Annotated in this window: 18 protein-coding genes and 1 riboswitch; of the genes, 8 read left to right on the top strand and 10 right to left on the bottom strand. The window is 66.7% G+C overall.

All coding sequences use genetic code 11. The features are described 5' to 3' along the window. Positions 1–4: 4 nt before the first annotated feature. The 5 genes from NGM28_RS02675 (at position 5) to NGM28_RS02655 (ending at position 4,836) form a co-directional block, all read left to right on the top strand. Positions 5–490, top strand: a complete 486-nt coding sequence (locus tag NGM28_RS02675; RefSeq protein WP_240063224.1) for a flavin reductase family protein — start codon at positions 5–7, stop codon at positions 488–490. A gap of 145 nt (positions 491–635) precedes the next feature. Beyond that, a complete protein-coding gene (gene pcaC, locus NGM28_RS02670) occupies positions 636–1,025 on the top strand; it encodes a 4-carboxymuconolactone decarboxylase (RefSeq protein WP_252088594.1) in 390 nt (129 codons plus the stop codon). A gap of 93 nt (positions 1,026–1,118) precedes the next feature. Continuing rightward, positions 1,119–1,871 carry a GntR family transcriptional regulator gene (locus NGM28_RS02665; RefSeq protein ID WP_240063222.1) on the top strand — a complete coding sequence of 251 codons (753 nt, stop codon included), beginning with the start codon at positions 1,119–1,121 and terminating at the stop codon, positions 1,869–1,871. Positions 1,872–1,873: 2 nt separating this feature from the next. After that, positions 1,874–2,437, top strand: a complete 564-nt coding sequence (locus NGM28_RS02660) for an NUDIX hydrolase (protein WP_240063221.1) — start codon at positions 1,874–1,876, stop codon at positions 2,435–2,437. Between the two features lie 227 nt (positions 2,438–2,664). Next, entirely contained in the window at positions 2,665–4,836 is a 2,172-nt protein-coding gene (locus tag NGM28_RS02655; RefSeq protein WP_252088593.1) for a GAF domain-containing hybrid sensor histidine kinase/response regulator, read from the top strand. Positions 4,837–5,004: 168 nt separating this feature from the next. Here the strand turns inward: NGM28_RS02655 and NGM28_RS02650 are convergent, their stop codons facing one another. The 4 genes from NGM28_RS02650 to NGM28_RS02635 all read right to left on the bottom strand — a co-directional run bounded on the left by NGM28_RS02650 (position 5,005) and on the right by NGM28_RS02635 (position 13,218). Next, on the bottom strand, positions 5,005–7,179 hold the full coding sequence (locus NGM28_RS02650) for an ATP-binding protein (RefSeq protein WP_252088592.1): 2,175 nt from the start codon (positions 7,177–7,179) through the stop codon (positions 5,005–5,007). A gap of 317 nt (positions 7,180–7,496) precedes the next feature. Continuing rightward, the gene (locus NGM28_RS02645) at positions 7,497–10,652 is read right to left on the bottom strand and encodes an efflux RND transporter permease subunit (protein ID WP_252088591.1); all 3,156 of its coding nucleotides are present in this window, start codon (positions 10,650–10,652) and stop codon (positions 7,497–7,499) included. Positions 10,653–10,667: 15 nt separating this feature from the next. Further along, positions 10,668–11,885, bottom strand: a complete 1,218-nt coding sequence (locus tag NGM28_RS02640; protein WP_252088590.1) for an efflux RND transporter periplasmic adaptor subunit — start codon at positions 11,883–11,885, stop codon at positions 10,668–10,670. Positions 11,886–12,003: 118 nt separating this feature from the next. Further along, positions 12,004–13,218, bottom strand: coding sequence for a TolC family protein (locus tag NGM28_RS02635; protein ID WP_240063216.1), 1,215 nt, complete (start codon positions 13,216–13,218; stop codon positions 12,004–12,006). A gap of 319 nt (positions 13,219–13,537) precedes the next feature. On the opposite strand from NGM28_RS02635, the gene aroQ reads away from it, so the two are divergent. Together aroQ and NGM28_RS02625 are read left to right on the top strand one after the other, a co-directional pair. Beyond that, positions 13,538–13,987: a type II 3-dehydroquinate dehydratase gene (aroQ, locus tag NGM28_RS02630; RefSeq protein WP_240063215.1), complete on the top strand. Its 450-nt coding sequence runs from the start codon at positions 13,538–13,540 to the stop codon at positions 13,985–13,987. Beyond that, entirely contained in the window at positions 13,984–14,832 is an 849-nt protein-coding gene (locus NGM28_RS02625) for a shikimate dehydrogenase (protein ID WP_252088589.1), read from the top strand. The genes aroQ and NGM28_RS02625 overlap by 4 nt, the downstream gene beginning before the upstream one ends. A 185-nt stretch (positions 14,833–15,017) precedes the next feature. On the opposite strand, the gene NGM28_RS02620 is transcribed toward NGM28_RS02625, so the two are convergent. The 6 genes from NGM28_RS02620 to quiC form a co-directional block, all read right to left on the bottom strand. Beyond that, positions 15,018–16,151, bottom strand: coding sequence for an SGNH/GDSL hydrolase family protein (locus tag NGM28_RS02620; protein ID WP_240063213.1), 1,134 nt, complete (start codon positions 16,149–16,151; stop codon positions 15,018–15,020). Then, positions 16,138–17,970: a carbamoyltransferase family protein gene (locus tag NGM28_RS02615; protein ID WP_252088588.1), complete on the bottom strand. Its 1,833-nt coding sequence runs from the start codon at positions 17,968–17,970 to the stop codon at positions 16,138–16,140. The genes NGM28_RS02620 and NGM28_RS02615 overlap by 14 nt, the downstream gene beginning before the upstream one ends. Then, positions 17,967–18,584, bottom strand: a complete 618-nt coding sequence (locus tag NGM28_RS02610; protein ID WP_252088587.1) for a LysE family translocator — start codon at positions 18,582–18,584, stop codon at positions 17,967–17,969. Before NGM28_RS02610 ends, NGM28_RS02615 begins: the two co-directional genes overlap by 4 nt. After that, on the bottom strand, positions 18,581–20,758 hold the full coding sequence (locus NGM28_RS02605) for an iron-containing redox enzyme family protein (RefSeq protein WP_252088586.1): 2,178 nt from the start codon (positions 20,756–20,758) through the stop codon (positions 18,581–18,583). The genes NGM28_RS02610 and NGM28_RS02605 overlap by 4 nt, the downstream gene beginning before the upstream one ends. 260 nt (positions 20,759–21,018) lie before the next feature. Further along, positions 21,019–21,681: a TetR/AcrR family transcriptional regulator gene (locus tag NGM28_RS02600; RefSeq protein WP_240063209.1), complete on the bottom strand. Its 663-nt coding sequence runs from the start codon at positions 21,679–21,681 to the stop codon at positions 21,019–21,021. Between the two features lie 338 nt (positions 21,682–22,019). Beyond that, complete coding sequence (gene quiC, locus NGM28_RS02595; RefSeq protein ID WP_252088585.1) at positions 22,020–23,927, bottom strand: 3-dehydroshikimate dehydratase QuiC; 1,908 nt, start codon at positions 23,925–23,927, stop codon at positions 22,020–22,022. A gap of 536 nt (positions 23,928–24,463) precedes the next feature. Between quiC and NGM28_RS02590 the strand changes: the two genes are divergently transcribed. Further along, positions 24,464–25,837 (top strand): MFS transporter, encoded by a 1,374-nt coding sequence (locus NGM28_RS02590; RefSeq protein WP_240063207.1) that lies wholly within the window; start codon positions 24,464–24,466, stop codon positions 25,835–25,837. 76 nt (positions 25,838–25,913) lie between these two features. Next, a riboswitch (cobalamin riboswitch) is annotated at positions 25,914–26,118 on the top strand. Positions 26,119–26,162: the final 44 nt, after the last annotated feature.

Here is a 26,162-nt window from a genome sequence, read left to right as displayed (position 1 = left end):
CGCCATGATCGAACCCGGTATCTACAAAGACGTGATGGGCTCGTTCCCATCCGGCGTCACCGTGGTCACCACCCTGGACGCTGACGGCGGCATCGTCGGCATTACCGCCAGCGCCTTCAGCGCGTTGTCGATCGAACCGGCGCTGGTGCTGTTCTGCCCCAACTACGCCTCCGACACCTACCCGGTGCTGCGCGACAGCAAGCAGTTCGCCATTCATTTGCTGTCGGCCGAGCAGACCGCCGAGGCCTATGCCTTCGCCGGTAAAGGCAAGGACAAGGCCAGGGGCATCGACTGGCACCTGAGCGCGCTGGGCAACCCGCTGCTGAGCAAGGCCACGGCGATCATCGAGTGCGAGTTGTGGCGCGAATACGACGGCGGCGACCACGCGATCATCGTCGGCCAGGTGAAGAACCTGGTGCTGCCTGAGCAGCCGGTGACGCCGATGGTGTACCACAAGGGCAAGCTCGGTGCGTTGCCGCCGCTGGGCTAAAGCGGCCATGACAGACCATTGAAACCGTGGTGCGGCCGTTCGCCAGCAAAGCTGGCTCCTACAGGATTACGCGCCGTAGGAGCCGGCTTGCCGGCGATGGGCCGCGCAGCGGCCCCATTTCTCCCCCTTCACACAGGACCTGCCCATGAACAACGAGAAATACGAGAAAGGCCTGCAGATTCGTACCCAGGTGCTCGGCGAGGACTACGTCACCCGTTCGATCCAGAACGCCGACGACTTCACCAAGCCCTTTCAAGACCTGGTCACCGAGTACTGCTGGGGCCACGTCTGGGGCCGCGATGGCTTGTCGCTCAAAGAGCGCAGCATGATAAACTTGGCGATGATTTCCGCGCTCAACCGGCCCCATGAGCTCAAGCTGCATATCCGCGGCGCCCTGCGCAATGGCCTGAGTCGCGAACAGATTCGCGAGATCCTGCTCCAGGTCGGCATCTATTGCGGCGTGCCCGCGGCGGTGGACAGTTTCCGCCTGGCCCGCGAAGCGTTCGCCGCAGCCGACGCGGAGCAACCCCGTTAACCGCGGGCTGTGCGAACCACGGCAAGGAGCAGCCCCCCACGGTTCGTGGTGCTGCGCGAACCTGGCGCAACAGCCTCATACAGAGCGCACCTGATGAAACGCCAGCCCCTCGACGACAGCTTCAAGGTCAACCGCAACCCCGTCACCCTGCGTGAAATCGTGCTCGACAAGCTGCGCGGCGCGATCATGAACTTCCACCTGCTGCCTGGCGACCGCCTGGTCGAGCGCGACCTCTGCGAGCGCCTCGGCGTCAGCCGCACCTCCGTGCGCGAGGCCCTGCGCCACCTGGAGTCCGAAGGCCTGGTCGAGTTCGCCGACGCCAAGGGCCCGCGCGTGGCCATCATCACCCTGGAAGACGCCCGCGACATCTACGAGCTGCGCTGCGTGCTCGAAGGCCTGATCGTCCAACTGTTCACCCTCAACGCCAAATCAAAGGACATCCGTGCCCTGGAGCGCGCCCTGGAGGTCAACCGCGAGGCGCTGGAAGACGGCGAACTGGCCCAGGTGCTGGACTCGGTGCAGGGTTTCTACGACGTGCTGCTCGAAGGCTCCGGCAACCAGGTTGCCGCCCAGCAGCTGCGCCAGTTGCAGGCGCGCATCAGCTACCTGCGCGCGACCTCGGTATCCCAGGAAAACCGCCGTGGCGCCAGCAACCGCGAAATGGAGAAGATCGTCGAGGCGATCAAGAGCGGCGACCCGCAAGCCGCCCACCAGGCCTCGGTCGACCATGTGCGCGCCGCTGCCAAGGTGGCCCTGGACTACCTGCGCCAGAAACAGGACGACAACGCCAAGGTCCGCGAAATCGTCGAACCCCTGCCCCTCAAGGACCCTCGCATAGGCCGCTGACCATGCCCACCGCCCCGCGCTACTGCCCGCACTGCACCACGCAACTGGCCCGGGGCGTTCCCACCGGCGACACCCACGAGCGCCTGCACTGCACCGCCTGCGGCTTTGTGCACTACGTCAATCCGAAGATCATCGCCGGCTGCATCATCGAGCGCGACGGCAAGTACCTGCTGTGCCAGCGCGCGATCCCGCCGCGCCCTGGCACCTGGACCTTGCCGGCCGGCTTCATGGAGGCCGGCGAGACCACCGAGCAGGCGGCCCTGCGCGAGGTGTGGGAAGAGAGCGGCGTGCGCGGCGAGATCGTCTCGCCCTACTCGATCTTCAGCGTGCCGACGATCAGCGAGGTGTACATCATCTTCCGCGCCATCGCCACCGAGGAGACCGGGCAGTACGGGGCAGAGACGCTGGCCTACCGCTTTTTCGCGCCGGACGAGATCCCCTGGGACGAGATCTACTACCCGGCGATCCGGCAGATCCTCGAGCGCTACATCCTCGAACGCCAGGCCGGGGTGTACGGGATCTACATGGGCAACGACGATACCGGGAAGGTGCATTTCATTCGCTGAGCCCTGTGCCACGCAACCAATGTAGGAGCGGCCTTGTGCCGCGAAAGGGCCGCAAAGCGGCCCCGGCGATCTTTGCGCAACGTCGAAATCCCGGGGCCGCTGCGCAGCCCTTTCGCGGCACAAGGCCGCTCCTACAGGGGTAGGCAAAAATCCCGAAACAAAACCCTCGCCAAGCGCCGCCTCACGGTGCACCCTGATGCTCTCACGCAAATGGACCGGCAAACCTCATGGCGAAATGGCTGGACGGCGGCGGGCTGATGGCCGAACGCATCCGCACCCACGACTGGGCGGCGACTCCACTCGGCCCGCTGGACACCTGGCCCGACGTGCTGCGCACTGCCGTCGCCCTGTGCCTGGCCTCGCGCTTCCCCCAGGCCGTGCTGTGGGGCGACCAACTGACCACCCTGCACAACGACGCCTTCAGCGCCATCCTCGGCGAGAAACCTTTCGCCCTGGGCCGCCCGTTCAGCGAGGTGTGGCAGGAAGCCTGGAGCGAGATCAGCCACCTGGCCGAGCGGGCACTGGCCGGCGAAGCGGTGTACATCGAGGACTTCCCGCTGCTGATCGAGCGCCACGGCAACCCTGAGCGTGCCTACTTCACCTTCTGCTACAGCCCCATCCGCGACCATGAGGGCAAGGTCGTCGGCATGCTCGACACGGTTACCGAGACCACCACCAACGTGGTCGCCAACCACCGCCTGAAGTTCCTCGACAGCCTGGGCCGCGCCATTGCCAACGCCAACGATGCCGAGCGGATCATGGCCACCACCACACGTTTGCTAGGCGAGCACCTGCAACTTTCCAGTTGCGCCTATGCGGTCATGGCCGCCGACCAGGACGGCTTCACCATCTGCGGCGACTGGGTGGCGCCCGGCTCACCACGGCTACTGGGCCATTACCGCCTGGCCGATTTCGGTGAGCTGGCGGTCAGCCGCCTGCGTGCGGGCCTGCCGCTGGTGCTCGACGACAACCTCATGCAATTGCCGGCCAAGGCCGCGGCGACCTTCCAGGCCATCGGTATCACCGCGACCATCTGCATGCCGCTGATCAAGGAAGGCCGCCTGACCGCGCTGATGGCCATTCATGACAAGTTGCCACGTGGCTGGACCCACTACGACCAGATGCTGCTCGGCGAAGTGACCGAACGCTGCTGGGCACACATCCAGCGGGTCCAGGCCCATGCCGAAGTGCGCGAGGCGTTCGCGGCGCTCGAGGCGCTCAACACGACGCTCGAACAACGCGTCGAGGAACGCACCCGCCAACTGCAGCACACCGAGGCCGTGCTACGTCAGGCGCAAAAGCTCGAAGCCATCGGCCAGCTCACCGGCGGCGTGGCCCACGATTTCAACAACCTGCTGACCATCATCCGCTCCTCGATCCACTTCCTGCAGCGCCCCGACCTCGACGAGACCCGCCGCGCCCGCTACTTCAAGACCGTGGCCGACACCGTCGACCGCGGCGCCAAGCTCACCGGGCAACTGCTGGCCTTCGCCCGCCGCCAGGCCCTGAGCCCCCAGGTGTTCGAAGCCGGCCCCAGGCTCGAAGCCATGGCCGACATGCTCGACACCGCCACCAGTGCGCGCATCGAGGTAAAGCTGGAACTGCCCGAGGTGCCCTGCCACGTCCACGCCGACCTGGGCCAGCTGGAAACCGCGGTGATCAACCTGATGATCAACGGCCGCGATGCCATGGCCGGCGAAGGCACCCTGTGCCTGCGCCTGGAGGCCGACCAGGCCATGCCCGGGGCACACGACCAGGCCGGGCCGTTCGTGGCGATCTCGGTGATCGACAGCGGCGTGGGCATCGCCCCGCACCTGCTCGAACGCATCTTCGACCCGTTCTTCACCACCAAGGCCTCCGGCCAGGGCACCGGGCTGGGGCTGTCGCAGGTGTTCGGTTTCGCCAAGCAGTCCGGTGGCGATGTGAAGGTCAGCAGTGTCGAGGGTCAGGGTACGACCTTCACCCTCTACCTGCCCCAGGTGGCCCTGGCCCAGGTGGAGCCCAGCGTTGTCGGCGCGGTGTTGCCCGCCCATGGCGAACGGCGGCGGATCCTGGTGGTCGAGGACAATTCCGATGTCGGCAGCTTCGCCGCGCAGATCCTGCGCGACCATGGCTACCAGATCAGCTGGGCGACCAGTGCCGAGCAGGCCCTGGCGCAGATCGGCGATGCGCGGGTGCCGTTCGACGCGGTATTTTCCGATGTGGTGATGCCCGGCATGGGCGGATTGGCGCTGGCGCGCCAGTTGCGCCAGAGTCATCCCGGACTGCCGGTGATTCTTACCTCCGGCTACAGCGAGGCGATTGCCGAGGAAGGGCACCAGGGGTTCGCGTTCCTGGCCAAGCCGTATTCGGCCGAACAGGTGTGCCAGATGCTGGGGGCGGTGCTGGGTGGGGGGTGAGTCATGGGCGCAAGGCGGTTACCTTGCAGGGCGCTTGCGATCGAGCGCCGCCGTGGCGGCGCATCGCGGATGAATCCGCTCCTACAGACGATGCAAACGATGTAGGAGCGGATTCATCCGCGAGCGGTGCCCGATCTGATAGGCGCTGCAACTCTCTCGCCAGGCACCTTATCTCCCCAACAACCGCGCCAGGCTGCGCGCCAGTTCCTCCTGGCGGAACGGCTTGCGCAGCACCTCGAACCCGTGCAACTCGCGGGGAGTGAGATTGGCGTACCCGGTAATCACCAACACCGGCAAATCCGCGAACCGCTCACGCACCTGCCGGGCAAACCGCACCCCTGTCATCCCGGCCATGACATGGTCGGTCAACAGCACATCCGGGCACAGCCCGCCATCCAGCAACACCTGCGCCTGGGCCGCCCCATCCGCCTCGGTGACCTCATACCCCAACTCACACAGCTGCAGCCCGGTAGCCTGGCGTACCAACGGCTCGTCCTCCACCAGCAACACCCGGGTCGGCCGCTGCGGGCGTGGTGACTCGACAGCCCTGACAGCGGCTGCCTCGGTGTCACTGACGGGCAGCCACAAGGTCGCTTCGGTCCCCTTCTGCGGCCGTGAGCGAATGCCAAAGCCACCGCCAGACTGTACCGCCAAGCCCTGAACCATCGGCAACCCCAGGCCGATGCCCTTGCCCACGCCCTTGGTCGTGTAGAACGGCTCGGTGCAGTGCTTCAACACGTCCGCACTCATGCCGCTGCCGGTATCGGCCACCTGAAGCCACACCTGGCGGCCCGCAGCCAGTCCGACAGGCCGGCCAGGTCCCTTACGGTCGTCATCCAGGCCGGCGACGATGCTCAGGCGCCCACCTTCGGTCATGGCATCGCGGGCATTGACCACCAGGTTGAGCAGGGCCAGTTCCAGTTGATGAGGGTCGACCAAGACCTGCGGCAACGCCGCGTCGATACGCACCTGCACGGCGATGGTCGGCCCCAGCGAACGCGCCATCAGCTCACGCATGTCGTCGACCAGCAGCGCCAGCGACACCACCTGCGGCTTGAGGGTCTGGCGCCGGGCGAAGCTGAGCAGGCGCCCGACCAGGTTGCGCGCCCGCTCCGCCGCCTGCAGGCCGCCATCGATCAGGCGGTCGCCCCGGGCCGGCTCGGGGTGGCGGCGCAGCAGCTCCAGGGAAGCGATGATTGGCGTGAGCATGTTGTTGAGGTCGTGGGCGATCCCGCCGGTGAGCTGGCCGATCATCTCCATCTTGTGCGCTTCATGCAGTTGCTGCAGGCCCGCCTCGCGCTGAGCCAGCATGGTCGCCACGCGCTCCTCCAGGCATTCGTTGAGCACATGCAGGGCGCGTTCGGCCCGGGCATGGGTGATGGCCGTCCAGGTCTGCTCGGCGGCTTCTTCGGCCAACAGGCATTCATCATCCAGCACCGGGTGCGCGCCATGGAAATGCACGATCAGCATCGCCTCCAGGCGCTCGGCGCGCAGCAGCGGCACGTGCAGCGCGGCGCACAGCCCCTCCAGGTTGAACGGGCGCGGCTCGTCCTGCTGGTAGCGGTGCCGGGCGACATGCCCGGCCTGCATCGCCCCGTACAGGTTCGGGTCGAAGTCCGAGAAGGGGAAGTCGCCCAGCAGCGAGGGCACGCCATCGGCCCATTCGTGGGCGACGCGAAAGCGCTCGCCGTCGCCCAGGTGCTCGCCGAAGCAGACCCGCGCGGCGCCCAGTTCTTGCGCCAACCGGCGCGTGGCATGCCCTTCGATATGCTCGGCGTCGCCCAGTTCGGGCAAGGCCTGGCGCAGTTCCAGGAGGAATGCCTGGCGACGCTCGAAGCGCACCCGCTCAGTCGTATCGGTGACGATGCACAACACCCCGCCCACCCCGCCGTCGGCCTCGCGCACGGCGGAATAGGACACATCGAAATAGACCGTCTCGCCCGCGCCAGTGCGCTCGATGTAGAACGGCCGGTCTTTCGCCGCGAACGTGTCGCCCGTCTCGCGCACGCCACGCAGCAAGGGTTCCAGGTCGTCCCACAGCTCGCCCCAGTGCTCCTGCCCGGGCCGCCCCAGCGCGCCGGGGTGCTTGTTGCCGATGGTCGGAAAGTAGGCGTCGTTGTACAGGGCGATGTACTGCGGCCCCCAGAACAGCACGATCTGCGCCTGGGCCGAGAGCAACGTGGCGGTGACCGACTTGAGGCCGGGCGACCAGTCAACCGGCTGGCCCAGGGGTGAGGCGGACCAGTCCATGGCTTGCAGCAGGCCACTGACCACGCCGCCGTGGAACAGGAAGTTCGCCGCGGGATCGCGGCATTTGGCGGGAGAGTGCCGGGCTGATTTCATGTCGTGCAGGCCATGGTCGATCCTGTCAGATTGCCATCCTTCACAGCGTATGAAATCAGCCGGCGCCAGACGTTCCAATCAATTCGCTTGTCGAGCGAACAAAGCGTTCAACGACGCCCTTCGGCCGGCATGCGCAGCGCCAAGGCTGCCTGACACCCCGCCCTGTAGGAGCCGGCTTTGCCGGCGAAAGGGCCGGCACATCCAGCACAAGAACCAGGCACTGTGCGGTAGAGGTGAGACCTGTTCGCCGGCAAGGCCGGCTCCTACAGGGCACAGCTCAAGCGCCGTGGGGGCGGCGCTCGAGCTCATGCTGGACCTCAGTGGCCCTGCGGCTCGTCCAGTTCTTCGCGCCGATGCGCCCACTGGTACAGCGCCGGCAACACCAGCAAGGTCAGCGCCGTCGACGACAGGATGCCGCCGATCACCACCGTCGCCAGCGGCCGCTGCACCTCGGCACCGGTACCGGTGGCCAGGGCCATGGGGATGAAGCCCAGCGACGCCACCAGCGCCGTCATCAGCACCGGCCGCAGGCGGGTCAGCGCGCCCTCCTCGACCGCCGCGCGCAGGCCGCGCCCTTCTTCACGCAGGTTGCGGATGAAGGCGATCATCACCAGGCCGTTGAGCACCGCCACTCCCGACAGCGCGATGAAGCCCACGCCCGCCGAGATCGACAACGGGATGTCCCGCAGCCACAGCGCCAGCACCCCACCGGTCAGGGCGAAGGGAATACCGGTGAACACCAGCAGGCCATCCTTGAGGTTGTTGAACATCATCAGCAGCAGCGCCATCACCAGCAGCAATGACACCGGCACCACCACCCGCAGGCGCTCGGCCGCCGACTGCAACTGCTCGAACTGACCGCCCCAGCGGGTCCAGTAGCCCGGCGGGATCGGTACCTGGTCGATCAAGGCCTGCGACGCTTCCTCGACGAACGAACCCAGGTCACGCCCGCGCACGTTGGCACTGACCACCACCACACGCTTGCCGTCCTCGCGGCTAACCTGGTTGGGGCCCAGCTGCAGATTCAGCGTGGCCACCTGCGACAGCGGGATGAAACCGATCTGCGCGGCGCCGTTGCTGGCACTGGCCGGCACCGGAATCAGCAGGCTGGACAAGCCGTCGACATCGGTACGCAAGGTCTCCGACAGGCGCACCACCATGTCGAAGCGGCGGTCGCCTTCATACAGGGTGCCCGCCGTGCGCCCACCCACTGCAATGGCGATGGCGTCCTGCACGTCGCCGACGTTCAGGCCATGGCGGGCGGCCTTGTCGCGGTCGATATCGATGGTCAGCACCGGCAGGCCGGTGGTCTGCTCGACCTTCACTTCCGAGGCACCCGGTACGCCCTGCAAGCGCGTGGCGATCTGCGCGGCGGTGCGGTTGAGCACCTCCATGTCGTCGCCGAACACCTTCACCGCGACATCGCTGCGCACCCCGGAAATCAACTCGTTGAAACGCAGCTGGATCGGCTGCGACAGCTCGTAGTTGCTACCTGGCACGCTGGCCGCGGCGCGTTGCACTTCGGCGATCAGCTCATCGCGCGGCTTGCTCGGGTCCTGCCACTGGTCGCGGGGCTTGAGCATCACATAGGCGTCGGAGATGTTCGGCGGCATCGGGTCGGAGGCGATTTCGGCGGTACCGGTGCGGGCGAATACCCGCTCCACTTCCGGCACCTGGTCGATGATGGTCTTCTCCAGGCGCTGCTGCATCTCCACCGACTGCGACAGGCTGGTGCCCGGCACGCGCAGGGCCTGCAGGGCGAAGTCGCCCTCGCTGAGGCTGGGGATGAACTCGCTGCCCATGCGGCTGGCCAGCACGCCCGACAACAGCACCAGGGTGGCGGCGCCGGCGAAAGCCAGGTTGCGGCGCGCCAGCACCCAGTCCAGCACCGGCGCGTAGCGGCGGCGGGCGGTGCGCATGACCACGCCCTCCTCCTCTTTCACCTTGCCGGTGACGAACAGCGCGAGCGCCGCCGGCACGAAGGTCACCGAGAGGATCATCGCCCCCAGCAACGCCATCACCACGGTGAAGGCCATGGGGTGGAACATCTTGCCCTCGACACCGGTCAGGGCAAAGATCGGCAGGTACACCACCATGATGATCAGTTGCCCGTAGATCAGCGGCCGGCGCGCCTCGCGGGCGGCGGCGAACACTTCGTGGAAGCGCTCGGAGCGGGTCAGCATGCGGCCGTGGTGCTGCTGGGCATGGGCCAGGCGGCGGATGGCGTTCTCGACGATCACCACCGCGCCGTCGACGATGATGCCGAAGTCCAGCGCCCCGAGGCTCATCAGGTTGGCGCTGACCTTGTTGCTGAACATGCCGGTGAAGGTGAACAGCATCGACAGCGGAATGACCATGGCGGTGATCAGCGCCGCACGGATGTTGCCCAGGAACAGGAACAGCACGGCGATCACCAGGATCGCGCCTTCGATGAGGTTCTTCTTCACCGTGGCGATGGCTTTTTCCACCAGGTTGGTGCGGTCGTACACGGTGATCGCCACCACGCCCTTGGGCAGGCTGCGGTTGATCTCCTCGAGCTTGGCCGCCACGGCCTGGGACACCGTGCGGCTGTTCTCGCCGATCAGCATGAACACGGTGCCCAGCACCACTTCGCGGCCGTTCTCGGTGGCCGCGCCGGAACGCAGCTCCTGGCCCAGGCCGACCTGGGCGACATGGCTGACGCGGATCGGCGCACCGTCGACGCTGGAGATGACGATGTTGGCGATGTCCTCGGCCGAGGCCACCTGGCCCGGGGCGCGGATCAGCAGTTGCTCGCCGTTGCGCTCGATGTAGCCGGCACCGACGTTGGCGTTGTTGCGCTCCAGCGCGGCGATCAGGTCGTTGAGGGTGAGCTTGTAGGCCGCCAGGCGCTTGGGGTCGGGGGCGACCAGGTACTGCTTGGCGTGGCCACCGATGCTGTTGACCTCGGCGACGCCCGGCACGTTGCGCAGCTGCGGCTTGATGATCCAGTCCTGGATTACCCGCAGGTCGGTGGCGGTGTAGGGCGTGCCGTCGTCCTTGAGCGCCCCCTCCTTGGCCTCGACCGTCCACAGGAAGATCTCGCCAAGGCCGGTGGAGATCGGCCCCATGGCCGCCTCGATACCCTCGGGCAACTGTTCGCGCGCCACCTGCAGGCGCTCGTTGACCAGTTGCCGGGCGAAGAAGATGTCGGTGCCGTCATCGAAGATCACCGTCACCTGCGACAAACCCGAACGCGACAGCGAGCGGGTCTGCTTGAGGCCCGGCAGGCCGGCCATGGCGGTCTCGATGGCGAAGGTGATGCGTTGCTCGGTTTCCAGCGGTGAATAGCCGGGCGCGGCGGTGTTGATCTGCACCTGCACGTTGGTGATGTCGGGCACGGCGTCGATGGGCAGTTTCTGGTAGCTGTGGATGCCCACGGCGGCCATCAGCACGACGGCGAGCATCACCACCAGGCGCTGCTCGATGGCGAATTGGATCAGGCGTTCGAACATGTCAGGCGTTCCCGGTCAGTGGCTGTGCGCGGCCGAGCCTTTGCCCAGCTCGGACTTGAGGACGAAGCTGCCGGCGGCAGCCACCACGGCGCCGGCGGCCAGCCCCTCGCGAATTTCAACCTGGCCGTTGTCGCGGCGCCCGGGCTTGACCGGGCGGGCCTCGAAACCTTCGTCGTTGCGCACGAACACCACGGTCTGCTCCTCCCAGGTCTGCAAGGCGCTTTCCGGCACCACCACGGCGGCGTCGAAACGCTCGACGGTGACCGCGATATTCACGAACAGCCCCGGGCGCCAGGCGCCGTTGGGGTTGGCCAGGGTGGCGCGCACGGTGGCAGCGCGGTTCTGCTCACCAAGCAGGCTGCCGACGTAGTTGACCTTGCCCTCGACCTGGGCGCCGAGGTCCGGCGCGCTGACGGTGACGCCACGGCCGCTGACCACTTTGTCCAGGTCACGCGGGGCGACGGCGAAGGTGGCCCAGACCCGGCTCAGGTCGGACAGGGTGAAGGCGTTGCTGGTCTCGTCCACCACCTCGCCCACGGTCAGGTGCTTCTCCACCACCACCGCGTCGAACGGCGCGCGCAGTTCATAGCGGTTGCCCTTGCCGGCCGGGGCCACGGCGGCAACCTTCTGCCCGGCGTTGGCGGCGGCGATCTCGGCCTCCTGCAGGGCCTGGCGGGCTTGCAGGTAGTCCTGCTCGGCGCTGATGCGTTCCTGCCACAGCTGCTTCTCGCGCTCGAAGGTCAGCCGCGCCAGCTCCAGGCGACGCTGCGCAGCCTGCTGCTCGCTGCGCAGCTCGGAGATCTGCTGGCTGGCGATCACCGCCAGCACCTGGCCGCGCTTGACCGCCTGGCCCAGCTCGGCGTGCACCGACTCGACCACGCCCGGCACGCGGGGCACCACGTGGGCGGTGCGGTCTTCGTCGAAGCGGATCTCGCCGGGGAAGCTGATGGCGGTGCCCAGGGTCTGCGGGCCGGCGGTGCTCAGCTGCACGCCGGCGGCCTGGATCTGCTCGGCGCTGAGGTGCAGCTTGCCCTCTTCCTCGCCGTGGCTTTCGCCCTCGCCTTCGGCGGCGTCGTGGCCGTGACCGTCATCCTGCTCTTCGGCGTGGCCATGGTCGTCGTGCTGGGCCTGGCCGCTGGAGGCCTGGCCGAGGGTGCCGGTCCAGGCCAGGCCGCCAAGGCCGAGGGCGGCAATGGCGGCGGCGAGGATGGCGAGTTTGCGTGGGTTGGTCATTGTCGTTCCTGCTGGAAAGGGTCGTCAGTCGAATCGCCGGGGCCGCTGCGCGGCCCTTTCGCCGGCAAGCCGGCTCCTACGGGTTCGGTAGGAGCCGGCTTGCCGGCGAACGAATGCATCACCGGTCTACTGCCAGATCACCGTAAATCCGCTCCACCTGCGCCCGCGCATCGGTCGCCGACGCCAAGGCTTCCAGGTACAAGCCACGTGCCTCGATCAGCGTGCGCTGCGCATCGAGCACATCGAGGAAGGCGAACTTGCCCATCTCGAAACCACGGGTGGCGGTGTCCACCGCCTGCTGGGCGGCGGGCAGGATGGTGCGGTCGTAGGCCTGTACCTCGCCCATGGCGGTGGCCCACTGCTCCAGGGCGCTGCGGGTATCGCTGCGCAGGCGCAGCTCCACGGCGTTGCGCAGGTCGCGGGCCTGGTCGGCGCGGCGGGCGGCGGCCAGCACGTTGCCCTGGTTGCGGTCGAACAACGGCAGCGGCATCGACAGCCCCACCACATTGACCCGCTCGCGGTCCTCGCGGCTGTACTGGCTGCCGACGCTGACGGTCAGGTTGGGAATGCGCTGGGCCTTCTCCGAACCCAGGCTCGCTTCGCCGCGCTCGATCTGCGCCGCGGCCAGGCGCCAGTCGGCGGTCTGTTCGACCTTGGCCAGCAGCGGCTCGGGCTTGGGCGCCGGCCCCGGTGAAAGGGTCGTGGCATCGAGCCGGTCGAAGCTTGTCTGCGCGCTGCCGGTCAGCCGTGCCAGCGACTGCCAGGCGACGCCACGTTCGGTCTGCGCGCGGCGCACCGCCGCCTGGGCCTGGGCCAGTTGCACCTGGGCGCGGGTGGCCTCCACCGGCGAGGACTGGCCCGCCTTGACCCGCCCTTCCACCACCCGCAGGCCGCGCTCGGTCAGCGCCTGCGACTGCTGCGCCAGCTCCAGCGCGGTCTGTGCGCGCAGGGCGGCGTGGAAGGCCTGGATCACGTCGGCGCGCAGGCCATTGCGCTGGCGCTCCAGTTCCAGCCGGGCGACCGCCTGGCCGGCCTCGGCGACATCGATGCGCGCGCCGCGCTTACCGCCCAGTTCCAGGGCCTGGCTGAGGGTGACGGTGGTGGTGCTGGTGTCGCGGCGGGTGTCCTCGACCTCCCAGGACAGCTCGGGGTTGGGGATCAGCCCGGCCTGGCGACGCTCGCCCTCGGCGATGCCGATTTCGCGGCCGACGGCGGCGAGGTCCGGGTTGCGGGCGTAGGCGGCGTCGAGCGCCTGTTCCAGGCTCAGGCCCTGGGCACCGGCGGGGCCGGCCAGGAGCAGGCAGAGCAAGGCGATCTTGCGGGGGATGGGCACGGCGTGGGTCCTCGTCGACAAAGCGGCGGAATGCTTTGGCGTGGGACTCTAGGGAGGGGTGGTTATCGGGGCGGTGGCGGGAAAATTACAATTCTGTAATCAAGGTGCACACCCTCCCCTGTAGGAGCCAGCTTGCTGGCGAACCGAGTGGACACGGTGGTTCGGTGTTGGCCCGGTTCGCCAGCAAGCTGGCTCCTACAGCACAGGACCGCGTGCAGGCGTTCGATAATCGCCCGTTTTATGGACCAGCTCATTTGACGAAACTAACCAGGTAGTACATAAATCGGAACATCCAAAAACAACAAAGCGATGCCCCGCCATGACACCCCGAATCCTCGTGCTCAACGGCCCCAACCTGAACCTGTTGGGCTCCCGCGAACCCGCCCAGTACGGCCACGAAACCCTCGCCGACCTGGCCAACCGGTGCGCCGCCAGCGCCCACGAGCTGGGCCTGGAACTGGAGTTCCGCCAGACCAACCACGAAGGCGAGCTGATCGACTGGATCCACGCCGCCCGTGGCCGCTGCCACGGCATCCTGATCAACCCCGCCGCCTGGACCCATACCTCGGTGGCCATCCGCGACGCGCTGGTTGCCACCGAGTTGCCGGTGATCGAAGTGCACCTGTCCAACGTGCACAAACGCGAGCCGTTCCGCCACCTGTCGTTCGTCTCCAGCATCGCCGTCGGCGTGATCTGCGGCCTCGGCAGCCAGGGCTACGCCATGGCCCTCGGCTACTTCAGCGGGTTGTTCAAGGAGCAGGCGGCATGAGCGCTCCCGGCATTCTCGCCGGCCTGATCGGCCGCGGCATCCAGGCCTCGCGCACGCCCGCGCTGCATGAGGCCGAAGGCGACGCCCAGGCGCTGCGCTACCTCTACCGGCTGATCGACGCCGACCAGCTGGGGGTGGACGACAGCGCCCTGCCCCAACTGCTCGACGCCGCCCAGCGCACCGGCTTCACCGGGCTTAACGTCACCTTCCCGTTCAAGCAGGCGGTCCTGCCGTTGCTCGATGAACTGTCGGAGGAGGCCCGGGGCATCGGCGCAGTCAATACCGTGGTGCTGCGCGAGGGTCGGCGGATTGGCCACAACACCGATTGCCTGGGCTTTGCCGAAGGTTTCCGGCGTGGCCTGCCGGATGTCGAGCGGCGCCAGGTGGTGCAATTGGGCGCGGGCGGCGCGGGCTCGGCGGTGGCCCATGCCCTGCTGGCTGAAGGCGTCGAAAGGCTGGTGCTGTTCGAGGTGGACGCAGCACGTGGCCAGGCCCTGGTGGCCAATCTGGCGCAGCGTTTTGGTGCCGGATGCGCGGTGCTCGGCCAGGACCTGGCAAGCGCGATGGCCGAAGCCGATGGGTTGGTCAACACCACCCCGGTGGGCATGGCCAAGCTGCCGGGCATGCCGTTGCCTGCGCAGCTGTTGCAGGCACGCCTGTGGGTGGCGGAGATCATCTATTTCCCGCTGGAGACCGAACTGCTGCGCCAGGCCCGGGCTCTGGGTTGCCGGACCCTGGATGGCGGCACCATGGCGGTGTTCCAGGCAGTCAAGGCGTTCGAGCTGTTCAGCGGTCGCCCGGCCGATGCCGGGCGCATGCAGGCGCATTTCGCCAGCCTGGGCTGAACATGGTTTGGGTTCAATACGCCCCCTGTAGGAGCGGCCTTGTGCCGCGAAAGGGCTGCGAAGCAGCCCCAGGATCTTAGCTTCAGCAAAGATCGCCGGGGCCGCTCTGCGGCCCTTTCGCGTCACAAGGCCGCTCCTACAGCTAGCGCAGCGGGTAGATCGACCCGCCGCGTTTCTTCTTGCGCTTAAACAGGCTTAACAGCTTGCGAATGAGGCTCATGGCTTTTCTCCTGGTAAAGGCCGAGTTCGTCACTGATCAATTGAGCGAGTTGCTGGTTGCCGAGGTCGTTGAAGTGGACGCGGTCCACGAACAGCGTTTCCTCGAAGACGGGGCTGGACTTGAGCATCACGTTCATGTCCAGGCAGGGAATGCCGTCGGCGCTGGCCTGGATATGCTGGAAGAACGGTGCATGCACCTCCTTGCCAAGCACACCGCTGAACAGGCGGTAAAAGTTGTTCGGGCAACTGTCGATGGCGTGGAACACCGCCGCTTCTTCAGCCGTCAGGCGCTCCCGGCACCAATGCGCCAGCGGCTGCAGGACGAAGCTCAGGCTGGCGCCATGGCCGGCCAGCAACAACCGCCATTGCTTCAGCGCGTCGGTGATCGCCAGGGCCGCCCGCTCCAGGCGTTCGTCGAGCGAGACGCCTTCGTCGGTGATCACTTCGTCTGCCGGGTTCTCGTCGAACAGGGCGTTCTTCCAGCGCTTGAACAGCGATTCGCCACCGGCGCCGCCGAAGGTGTTCTTCTTGCGCTTCATGTCCTCGTTGAACTTGTTCATGTAGTGCTGGAATTCGAACGAGTAGTAGTAGCGCCCATGGTCGCTGGCGAAGGCGTCGGGAATGCCCTCCAGGGCCAGGGTGTTGATGCCGCTGAACACCACCACATGGCCGACCTCGCCGATACGTTTCTGCTGCATCAGGTACATCAGCAGTTCCTGCGTGGCGTTATAGCCGCGCCCGGCGAAATTCAGCCACACCTCGCCGGTGATCGCGCTCAGGTACGAAGCCACCGTGGCGCCGTCGTGGGTCGAGCCCACGCCCAATGCGGTGGAGCCGCCTACCAGCAGGTTGACCTTGCCCGCCAACGGGCGCTCGGCCACTGAATGGCGCTTGCCGTCGAACTCGGTGTAGCGAAAGCCCAGGGCATCGGTGTTGATGGTCGGCGAGCGGAACATTTTCTCGTGGAAGTACATGGTGTACGGCACCCAGCGCGCGCCGATGTGCATGAAGCGGTCGTAGTCGCGGATCTGCGGCGTCCAGCGGTACACCTCCTGCACGGCCTCGTGGTGGCTCAGTGCAGGCTTTTCAGTCGAGTGCATATTGGCTTCTCCAGTCGGCCACTTCGTGCCAGCGCGGCTGCTCGGCCTTGAGCAGCAGGTAGTCGCCAAGCACCAGGCAATCCATTTCGGTGCGCATGAAACAGCGGTAGGCATCCTCCGGGCTTTCGACGATGGGCTCGCCGCGCACGTTGAACGAGGTGTTGATCAGCACCGGGCAGCCGGTGAGCTCGGCAAAGCTGGCCAGCAGGTCGCGGAACAGCGGGTTGTGGCGCCCGTCCACCGTCTGCACCCGGGCCGAACAGTCGACGTGGGTCACCGCCGGGATCTGCGAGCGCACCAGTTGCAGCTTTTCGATGCCGCTGTAGCCGCGCTCGTCCAGCCCGGCCAGGCGCTTTTGCCCATGCACCGGGGCGACGATCAGCATGTAGGGCGACGGCGTGTCCAGCTCGAACCACTGCCCGGCCTGCTCGGCCAGCACCGCCGGGGCGAACGGGCGGAACGACTCACGGTTCTTGATCTTCAGGTTCATCACGCTCTGCATCGTCGCCGAACGCGGGTTGCCGAGGATCGAGCGCGCGCCCAGCGAGCGCGGGCCGAACTCCATGCGCCCCTGGAACCAGCCCACCACCTTGTCCTCGGCCAGGTGCCGGGCGGTGGCGGCGAGCAACGCGGCCCGGTCGAGCTTCTGGTATGGCGCGCCGTGGTGGCTGAGGGTGCGTTCGATCTGCGAGCTGTCGTAGGCATTGCCCAGGTAGGCGCCCTGCATGGCGTCGTCCACACCGTTGGCCTCGCGCGCCACTTGGCTGGTCTGGTAATGGCAATGCAGCGCGGCGCCCAGCGAGCCGCCCGAATCGCCCGAAGCCGGCTGGACGAACAGGCCCTTGAACAGCCCCGAACGCAGGAGTTTGCCGTTGGCGACGCAGTTGAGCGCCACGCCACCGGCCAGGCACAGGTAGTCGGCCTGGGTCTGTGCCTTGATGCGCCGCGCCAGGGCCAGCATGACGCGCTCGGTGACCACCTGGATCGACGCTGCCAGGTCCATCTCGCGCTGGCCGATGGGGCTTTCCGGCTCACGGGCCGGCGCGCCGAACAGGGTCTCGAACGCCGTGCTGATCATCCGCTCACCGACTTCATAGTCGAAGTACTTGCGGTTGAGGCTGAAGCTGCCGTCCTCCTCGAGGGTGATCAGGTGCTCGAGGATGGTGTCGACGAAGCGCGGCTCGCCATAGGGCGCCAGCCCCATCAGCTTGTACTCGCCGGAGTCGACCTTGAAGCCGCAGTAGTAGGTGAACGCCGAATAGAGCAGGCCCAGCGAGTGCGGGAAGCGCACCTCGAACAGCGGCTCGAGCTGGCTGCCCTTGCCCTGCCAGGCCGTGGTGGTCGACCACTCGCCGACCCCGTCCACGCACAGCACCGCAGCCTCTTGATACGGCGACGGGTAGAACGCCGACGCGGCGTGGCTCAGGTGGTGCTGGCTGATGAAGATCGCCGGCAGCGGCTGGTCCGGGAACAGCCCCTGCAGTTCGGTGTTGATTATGCCCTTGATGTCCCGGCGCGCGGCAAAACTGGTGTACTGCTGGGCGAAGGCCAGCGCGCCACGGGGGAAGTTGCGCTTGTAGGTGGTGCAGATGCGCTCGAACTTCACCTCCGGGTCTTCGTAGTAGGCCAGCCAGGCGACATCGCCCAGGCTGATGCCGGCGTGCTCCAAGCAGGCGCGCACCGCATGCCGGGGGAAACCGCGGTCCTGCTTGATCCGGGAAAAGCGCTCTTCCTGCAAGGCGCAGACGATCTGCCCGTCCTTGACCAAAGTGACCGCGCTGTCGTGGTAGAAGGCCGATAGCCCGAGGATGTAAGTCATGCGAACTCCCGTGTCAGGGTCAGTACCGCGATGGCCAGGAACAGCACCGGTGGCACGTAGTCGAACCACGAGCTGCGCTGGATGAACGCCCGCAGGTTATGGGCGGCCAGGCCCACGGTCATGTTCACCAGGATGCCGCCGATGTTGAACACCAGGCCGTAGATCAGGAAGTACAGCCAGTCCGGCTGGGCGTCGGCCGGCACGAACTGCGGCAGCAGGCTGACGAAGAACAGGCCGATCTTGGGGTTGGACAGGTTGATCAGCACGCCCTTGCCGAAGGCGAAACGCGCAGGCGGCGGCGTACCTTCACCACTGGCGCTGGCACCGGCCGCGGTGCGCCGTGGCCAGCAGGTGTAGGCCAGGTACAGCAGGTACAGGGCGCCGGCCACCTGGACGATGCGGTACAGCAACGGCACTTCCTTGAAGATCAGCATCAGGCCGAACGCCGCCAGCAGCACATAGAAGAACACCCCGAACTCGACCCCGGCGGCGGCCTTGAGCCCTGTGCGCACGCCGTGGCGCAGTGACTGGTTCATCACGTACAGCATGGCCGGCCCGGGGGACGCGTTGATGATCAGGACTGCCAGCAGAAAGGAGAGAAAGCCGTACGTCATGGCGCACCTCGTCGTTGAGTGAATGTGTGGCGAATGCTGTGCAAGCGGTCCTTGAGCCACTGCAACGGCGACCCCGACGGCGGGCTCAGGGCGCGATAGCCCACCCAGATCCGCTCCCAGTGCCGCGCCTGCTCCTGCTCGCCGCCGCGCTGCAGGGCATCGTCCAGGTGCTGGCGAATCGCCTCGATGGCCCAGGCGGTGTGGCCACTGACCACGTTGTCGATGGTGTTGTGCAGGTCGGTGAACAGCGAGCTGAAACCGTAGTGGCGCAGGACGTCGGCGGAGCGCCGGTACTCGCCACCGACGCCCGACAGCTCCATGGCCAGGTTCAAGCCCAGGGTTTCCGGTTGGTAGCGCTGCGGGAACAGCGAGATGGCCAGCCAGAACACCGGCACCCGCAGGTCGTCGTCCTCGAAATGGCGCGCCGCGGCGAAGCCCGGCTCGACGAAGCTGCCCACGTCCTGGCCCATGCTCGCCAGCAGTTGCTGGTAGATGTTGCCGTGGTGCAGCGCGCTGTCGCCCTGCCCCAGTTCGTCGATCAGCGTGCGGTAGAGCAAGGCGCCGATCGGCGTGGTGACGCTGGCCGGGGCCACTACCTGGCGCAGCCAGGCGCCGTCGATCAGGGTCAGGGGGGCCAGGCTCAAGGCGTCGGCGACGATGTCCTCCCGGGTTTCCTCGGGCGCGCCGACCAAGGGGCGATAGCTCTGCACCTGCCGCGCATGCTGCGCCTCCAGCCATTGCGCCAGGGCTTCATGGCGGTATGGGCTGAACGGCAGGCCTTCGCGGCGCAGGCCAAGCCGGTGCCGCGCCAGCCAGGCATCGGCAAAGGCCCGGGCCGCGGGCAAGGCGTCGGGTGCCTGGTCGATCTGCAGGAACAAGGGATACAAGGCCCGCAGCGGCAGGTGCCGGTACTTTCTCAAGGCGAGCCGGTTGGCCTGGGCCAATGCCTGGTCGCACAAGGTCACAGCCTCGGGCGGGGGCGAGGTGCCCTCGGTGCTTGCCGTCGGGCGCTCGGCGGTGGTTGCCAGCGTCGAGATCCATCGCTCGACCACCGCGATGTCGTCGCCGGAGAACACCCCGAACATGCTGCCGGTGGGCTTGCCGATGATGTTCAGCAACGCGCTGCGCGCCGGCTGGCCTGGACGGACATAGCGCGAATCGGCCAGTGCCTTGACCGTGGCATGGGGGCAGAACGTCTCCGGCGCCAGCCATTGGTCGATGGGCTCGCCCGCCAGTTGCCCGCGCTGGTGGTAACCACACCCATGGCGCCCCAGCCGGTCGATGAGGGCCACCATGGCGGCGTGTTCATTGAAGCGCTGCGGATCGGCCAGCACCTGGGCCACGTGCCGCTCGTGGGTTTCGATCATCGCCAGTGCGCAACGGTAGCCCGTGCCGACCCGGGCGCTATCGGCCAACGATGCCCGTTGCAGGAAGAGATCGAGCGCGGACACGGCCATGCCATGGTAGGCCGTTGCCTGGGGCTGCCCGAACAGCGCGGTGTCGCCCTCGCGCAGGGCATTGAGCTGGTCGACGTAGTCGCACAGGGCCAGGTTGACGCCCAGCGTCTCGGCATGGAATGCCTGTGGGAAACAGGCCAGGGCCAGCAGGAAGACCGGCAGTTCGAATGCCGCGTCTTCGATGGCGGGATCGTCGCAGAAGCGATGGCTGAACACCTCGGCCACGGCCATGCCCACACGTTGCGCCGCCTGGTCGAACAGTCGGCTCTGGCTACGCTGCGGATAACCGCCACCGACCATCAGCGCATGGATCTTGAGCAACTGGCCGCTGTCCGCTCGCCAGGCATGGGCGATCGAGGTCACACCGTCGAGCCAGCCCCCCATCACCTTGAACAAGGGGGCGTGCTGGCAATAGAAGTGACGTTTGCGCGCGTTATCGGGGATCAGCGCGGGATAGTGGGCCCGCAGGCCCTCGTGGAGCGCTCGCGATGGCTGGTCGATGGCGGCCGCTTGCAGCGTGCCCGTGTCGCGATGCGCCTCGAGGCGCTGCGTCACCTGCGTCCAGACCAGCTCCAGCAAGCCATGCCGCTCTTCCTGGTTGACCAGTCTGAAGAACCATTGCCGGGCGTTCAGTCGCACCTGCCCGAGCGCTGTCGGCGTGATCGCCAGAAAGCTGGGTGCGGTGAACGCAGGCACTTCCTGCGCCAGGTTGGCCATTGCGCCAGCCCCTCCTCTTCATGATGGCCTGAGGACAGACCTCACCCAGGCCAGGCCGGGCCGCGCGAGGCTATCGCGTAGGCTGGCGGCCGAAGACCTGTGTGAAGAGTGCATCGTCCTTGATGCGAAGCATCTTCCTGATACGAGGGAATATGCTTATAACGTTTTGCGAGGGGAATTCTGGGCAGTGGTCATGAAAATGTAAAACGGGCTGCATTGGCGAAAAGCATGAGCCTCGCTAATGCTGCAGTGCTGCCAGGTCAGGCCTTGATGTAGCCCATCACCGCGTCACCGATCATCTGCTTGTGGCGCAGCTTGATCTGCTCGTCGGCCAGGTCGATCTGGAAGATGTCGCCGAAGGTGTGGCGGTTGGACACCCGGTAGAAGCAGAACGAACTCATCAGCATGTGCAGGTCGATCACCTCGATGCCCGGGCGGAACACGCCCTCCTCCACGCCGCGCTGCAGGGTGCGGCCGAGGGATTCGAGTACCAGGCTGCTCATCTCGCGGATCACCGGCGACTGCTTGACGTACTCGCCGTAGTGGATGTTCTCGGTGCAGACGATACGCACGAAATCGACGTTGTGGTCGTGGTGGTCGAAGGTGAACTCCACCAGGCGGCGGATCGCCTGTTCGGCGGGCAGCGACTCGAGGTCCAGGCGCTGTTCGGTCTTGCGGATGTCGCCGTAGAGCTTGACCAGGCACTCGACGTAGAGCTGCTCCTTGCTGCCGAAGTAGTAGTAGATCATGCGCTTGGAGGTGGCGGTGCGCTCGGCGATGGCGTCGACCCGGGCACCGGCCAGGCCCTGCTGGACGAACTCGGTGATGGCGGCCTGGAGGATGTTCTCGCGGGTCTTCTCCGGGTTGTTCTTGCGCGTCTTGCGCGCCCCTTCGACTTCAGGCTTGGCTACCGAATCACGCATACCGACTCACAGGCTCGTTAGAGGAATCCGGGGGATTATCCGTGAGCCGGGCGGTGCAGGGAAGCGCGGTGTTGGTGGGGTGGTCAGGATCGATGGCCGTGCATGCCCTTTCGCGGGCAAACCCGCTTTACAGGTATTGAATTCGGCGCTGTACCTGTAGGAGCGGCCTTGTGCCGCGAAAGGGCCGCAGAGCGGCCCCGGCGATCTCTGCTCGACACTGAATCCTGGGGCCGCTACGCAGCCCTTTCGCGGCACAAGGCCGCTCCTACAGGGATCGTGCTTGAGGTGGGAGCGGGTTTACCCGCGAAAGGGCCACAGCAGGCAAATATTCATGTTCCCTACAACACCGGTTTGCGCCCCACCCCGCTGCGCCGCTTGGCCATCGCCGCCAGGCGCACCGCGACATTGGCCGCGCCATACCCGGCATAGCCGCCCTTGCGCTGGATGATCTCGAAGAAGAAACGCTCCTCGAACGGCTCGGTGTACACGTGGAACAACTCACCGCCCTGGGCGTCGCGGTCGTACAGCACGTTGTAGTACGCCAGCTCGCTGAGGAACTCGTCGTCGAACTCGAACCGCGCCGCCAGGTCGTCGTAGTAGTTCAGCGGGATTTCCAGCAGCGGCACCCCGGCCTCCTTGGCCCGCACCACTTCGCGGAAGATGTCGTCGCAGTCGAAGGCGATATGGTGCACCCCCGAACCCCGGTAACTGGACAGCGCATGGGCGATGGCGGTGTTGCGGTTCTCGGAGATGTTCAGCGGCACCCGCAACGTGCCACACGGGCTGCGCAGCGCGCGGCTCTTGACCAGGCCGTAGGGGTCGGGGAGCACCACCTCGTCATCGGCGGTGAAATCGAACAGGCTCTTGTAGAACAGCACCCAGCTGTCCAGCGCCTCGGCCGGCAGGGCCAGGGCCATGTGATCGATCCGTTGCAGCCCCCCCGTGCCCTGCGCGCCGGGCGCCAGGTGGAAATCGCTGTCGTAGATGGTCTGGCCGTGGGCTTCCTGCTCCACCAGGTACAGCAGGCTGCCATCCGGCGCGCGCACCGCCGGGATCTGCCGTTCGTTAGGGCCGACCAGGCCACGGAACGGCTGGCCCCGGTAGGCGGTGGCGCGCTGCAAGGCCGCCTGGCCGTCCTTCACCCGCAGGGCGGTGGCGCACAGCGACGGCCCATGGGCCTCGAAGAAGTTGTGGGCGAAGGAATAGGGTTCGGCATTGAGCACGATGTTGATATCACCCTGGCGCAGCAGGCGTACCGCCTTGCTGCGATGCTCGCCTGCCTCGGCGAAACCCAGGCGCTTGAGCCACACCCCGAGCCGCGCGCCCACCGCCTCGTCGACCGCGAACTCAAGAAACTCCACGCCGTCGTAGACGCTGGCCGCGGGCGGCGCGAACAGCACGCCGGGCTCCACCTGCCGCGCTTCGCGCTCGAGCTGGCGACGGGTCTTCTCCTCCAGGTACAGCAGCGAACGCAAGCCGTCCGCGGCATTCTGCCGGGGCGGCGCCGCGCGGAAACCGTCGTTGAAGATCTCCAGCGACAGCGGGCCGCGATAGCCGGTGGCGAGTATCGGTGCGAGGAAGCCGGCCAGGTTCAGCTCGCCCTGCCCCGGGAAACAGCGAAAATGCCGGCTCCACTCCAGCACATCCATGGCCAGGATCGGCGCGTCGGCCATCTGCACGAAGAAGATCTTGTCGCCAGGGATATCGCGGATGGCCCGGGGGTCGCCCTTGAGCGACAGGGTGTGGAAGCTGTCGAGGATCAACCCCAGCGCCGGGTGATCAGCCTGGCGCACCAGGTTCCAGGCCTGCTGATAAGTGCTGACATGACGGCCCCAGGCCAGGGCCTCGTAGCCGATACGCAGGCCACGATCACCGGCATGCTCGGCGAGCAGGCGCAGGTCGTCCACCAGCAGTTGTTCGTCGCCCAGGGCGTCGGGCTGCACGTTGCTGCACACCAGCACCAGGTCGGTGCCCAGCTCCTGCATCAGGTCGAACTTGCGCTCGGCGCGGTCGAGCTGTTTGTGCAGGCGGTCGCGGCGGCAGCCTTCGAAGTCACGGAAGGGCTGGAACAAGGTGATGGCGATACCGAGGTCGGCGCACATCTGACGCACCTCGCGCGGGCTGCCGGCGTAGTACAGCAGGTCGTTCTCGAAGATCTCGACGCCGTCGAAACCCGCGGCGGCGATGGCTTCGAGCTTTTCCGGCAGGGTGCCGCTGAGGGACACGGTGGCAATCGAACGCTGCATGCTGGTGTTCCTTGTTGTAGGAGGCTTTGGGCTGCGCCCCCCTGTAGGAGCGGCTTCAGCCGCGATCATCCGCGAAGCGGATGCCAGGCACCGCGGCGCCTGCATCGCGGCTGAAGCCGCTCCTACAGAGGCGATAGGGTCCGTGCCGATAACGCATCAATCGGCCTGGCAAGCTCGATTATTCGCAGGTAAAGTCACCCCGGCAACGAACTTTGTACGGAATAGTTAGTTTTCGTTCGATTACCGAACAAAACCCGTTCCGGCGAATTGATTCACCCACCCCCGTGAACAACCATGAACACCAGTCGCAGGCCCCCGCCGGCCTTTCTCGCTGCCACGCCGGTCGTTCGGCGGGTCCTGCGCCGCACCGCCCAACGTCACCACATAATAAGTTCAATAAAACGGGTACCGACCTATGCTCACGTTCCTCGCCCTGCGATCCGCACCGCCATGTTCGTCTTCTCCTTATCGCCCCCCGGTTCACGCGCCCCGTGCGCGCTGACCTTTCGGCCACCGACAAGCACAACGGAGACAACATGGCCCGCTCAAGCTCCCAAGCCAAGAAAGCCACCGCCAGCGGATGGATCGGCTCTGCCCTCGAGTACTACGACTTCTTCATCTACGCCCAGGCCGCGGCACTGATCTTCCCGCAGATCTTCTTCCCCTCCACCGACCCGAAGATGGCCATCATCGCCTCGCTGGCCACCTACGGCGTCGGCTACCTGGCCCGCCCGGTGGGCGCCTTCGTGCTCGGCCACTGGGGCGACACCCGCGGGCGCAAGAACGTGCTGCTGCTGTGCATGTTCCTGATGGGCCTGTCGACCATGGCCGTGGGCCTGCTGCCCACCTACCACGACATCGGCCTGCTCGCCCCGGCGCTGCTGGTGCTGCTGCGCCTGGTCCAGGGCTTCGCCGTGGCCGGCGAGATCTCCGGGGCCAGCTCGATGATCATGGAGCACGCGCCGTTCGGCCGCCGTGGCTACTACGCCAGCTACACGCTGCAAGGCGTGCAGGCCGGCCAGGTGATGGCGGCGGCGGTGTTCCTGCCGCTGGCCTACTTCATGCCGAGCGAGGCCTTCAACGAATGGGGCTGGCGCATCCCGTTCCTGATGAGTGCGCTGGTGCTGGTGGCCGGCTTCATCATCCGCAAGGAGGTCCACGAAACCCCGGCCTTCGTCCAGGAAGAGCAGCAGGACAAGGTCGCCAAGTCGCCGATCAGCGAAGCCTTCCGCCACAGCTGGAAGCACATGGTACTGGTGATGTTCATGGCATTGATGAACGTGATCCCGGTGGTCGCCACCATCTTCGGCGCGGCCTACGCGGTGCAACCGGCCTACGGCGTCGGCTTCGACAAGAGCGTGTACCTGTGGATCCCGGTGGTGGGCAATATCGTCGCGGTGCTGGTGATCCCCTTCGTCGGCAACCTCTCCGACCGGATCGGCCGCCGCCCGACCATGATCGCCGGCTGCCTGGGCTCGGGCCTGCTGGCGTTCGTCTACCTGTATGCGATCAGCATTCAGAACGTGCCGCTGGCCTTCGCCGCCTCGATCGTCATGTGGGGCATGGTCTACCAGGGCTACAACGCGGTGTTCCCAAGCTTCTACCCCGAGCTGTTCCAGACCCGCTACCGGGTCTCGGCCATGGCCATCGCACAGAACGTCGGCACCATGCTCACCGCCATGCTGCCGGCGCTGTTCGCCACCGTGGCGCCTCCGGGTTCGGACAATATCCCGCTGGTGGTCGGCGGGCTGGCGTTCTTCATCACCTGCGTGTGCGCGTTCGCGGCGTACCTGGCGCCGGAAACCCACCGGCTGGCCATGGAAGACCTGGGCAACCCGCAGGCAACGCCCATGGCGCAGGAAGCCTATGAAGCCAATCGCAAGGGCAGCCTGAAAGCGTTCGGGCATTGAACGCCCCGGGCCAGGCCTGTCGCACACGGACAGGTCTGCCCCTCCAGATGATTGACTCCCCCCTCGTTCGATGGTCAGATGCGCGCCAGTTTCAGGTGTCCTGCGCCGCCGCGCGCAGGGTGAAACGGGAAGCCGGTGAGTCGTTTTCACGACAAGTCCGGCGCTGCCCCCGCAACGGTAAGCGAGCGAACCCTTCGACAGACCACTGTGCACACGCATGGGAAGGTGAAGGCTTCACGACCCTCGCAAGCCCGGAGACCGGCCTGAAGCCTTACTTGGCAACCCGCGGTGGGCGGGCGCAGGCCGGTCATCGCGTGCGCGCCTG

The sequence above is a fragment of the Pseudomonas sp. MWU13-3659 genome, from assembly GCF_023757525.1.
Lineage (GTDB): Bacteria > Pseudomonadota > Gammaproteobacteria > Pseudomonadales > Pseudomonadaceae > Aquipseudomonas > Aquipseudomonas entomophila_E.
Note: the sequence above shows the minus strand (reverse complement) of the source record. Positions and strands in the feature narration are given on the sequence as shown.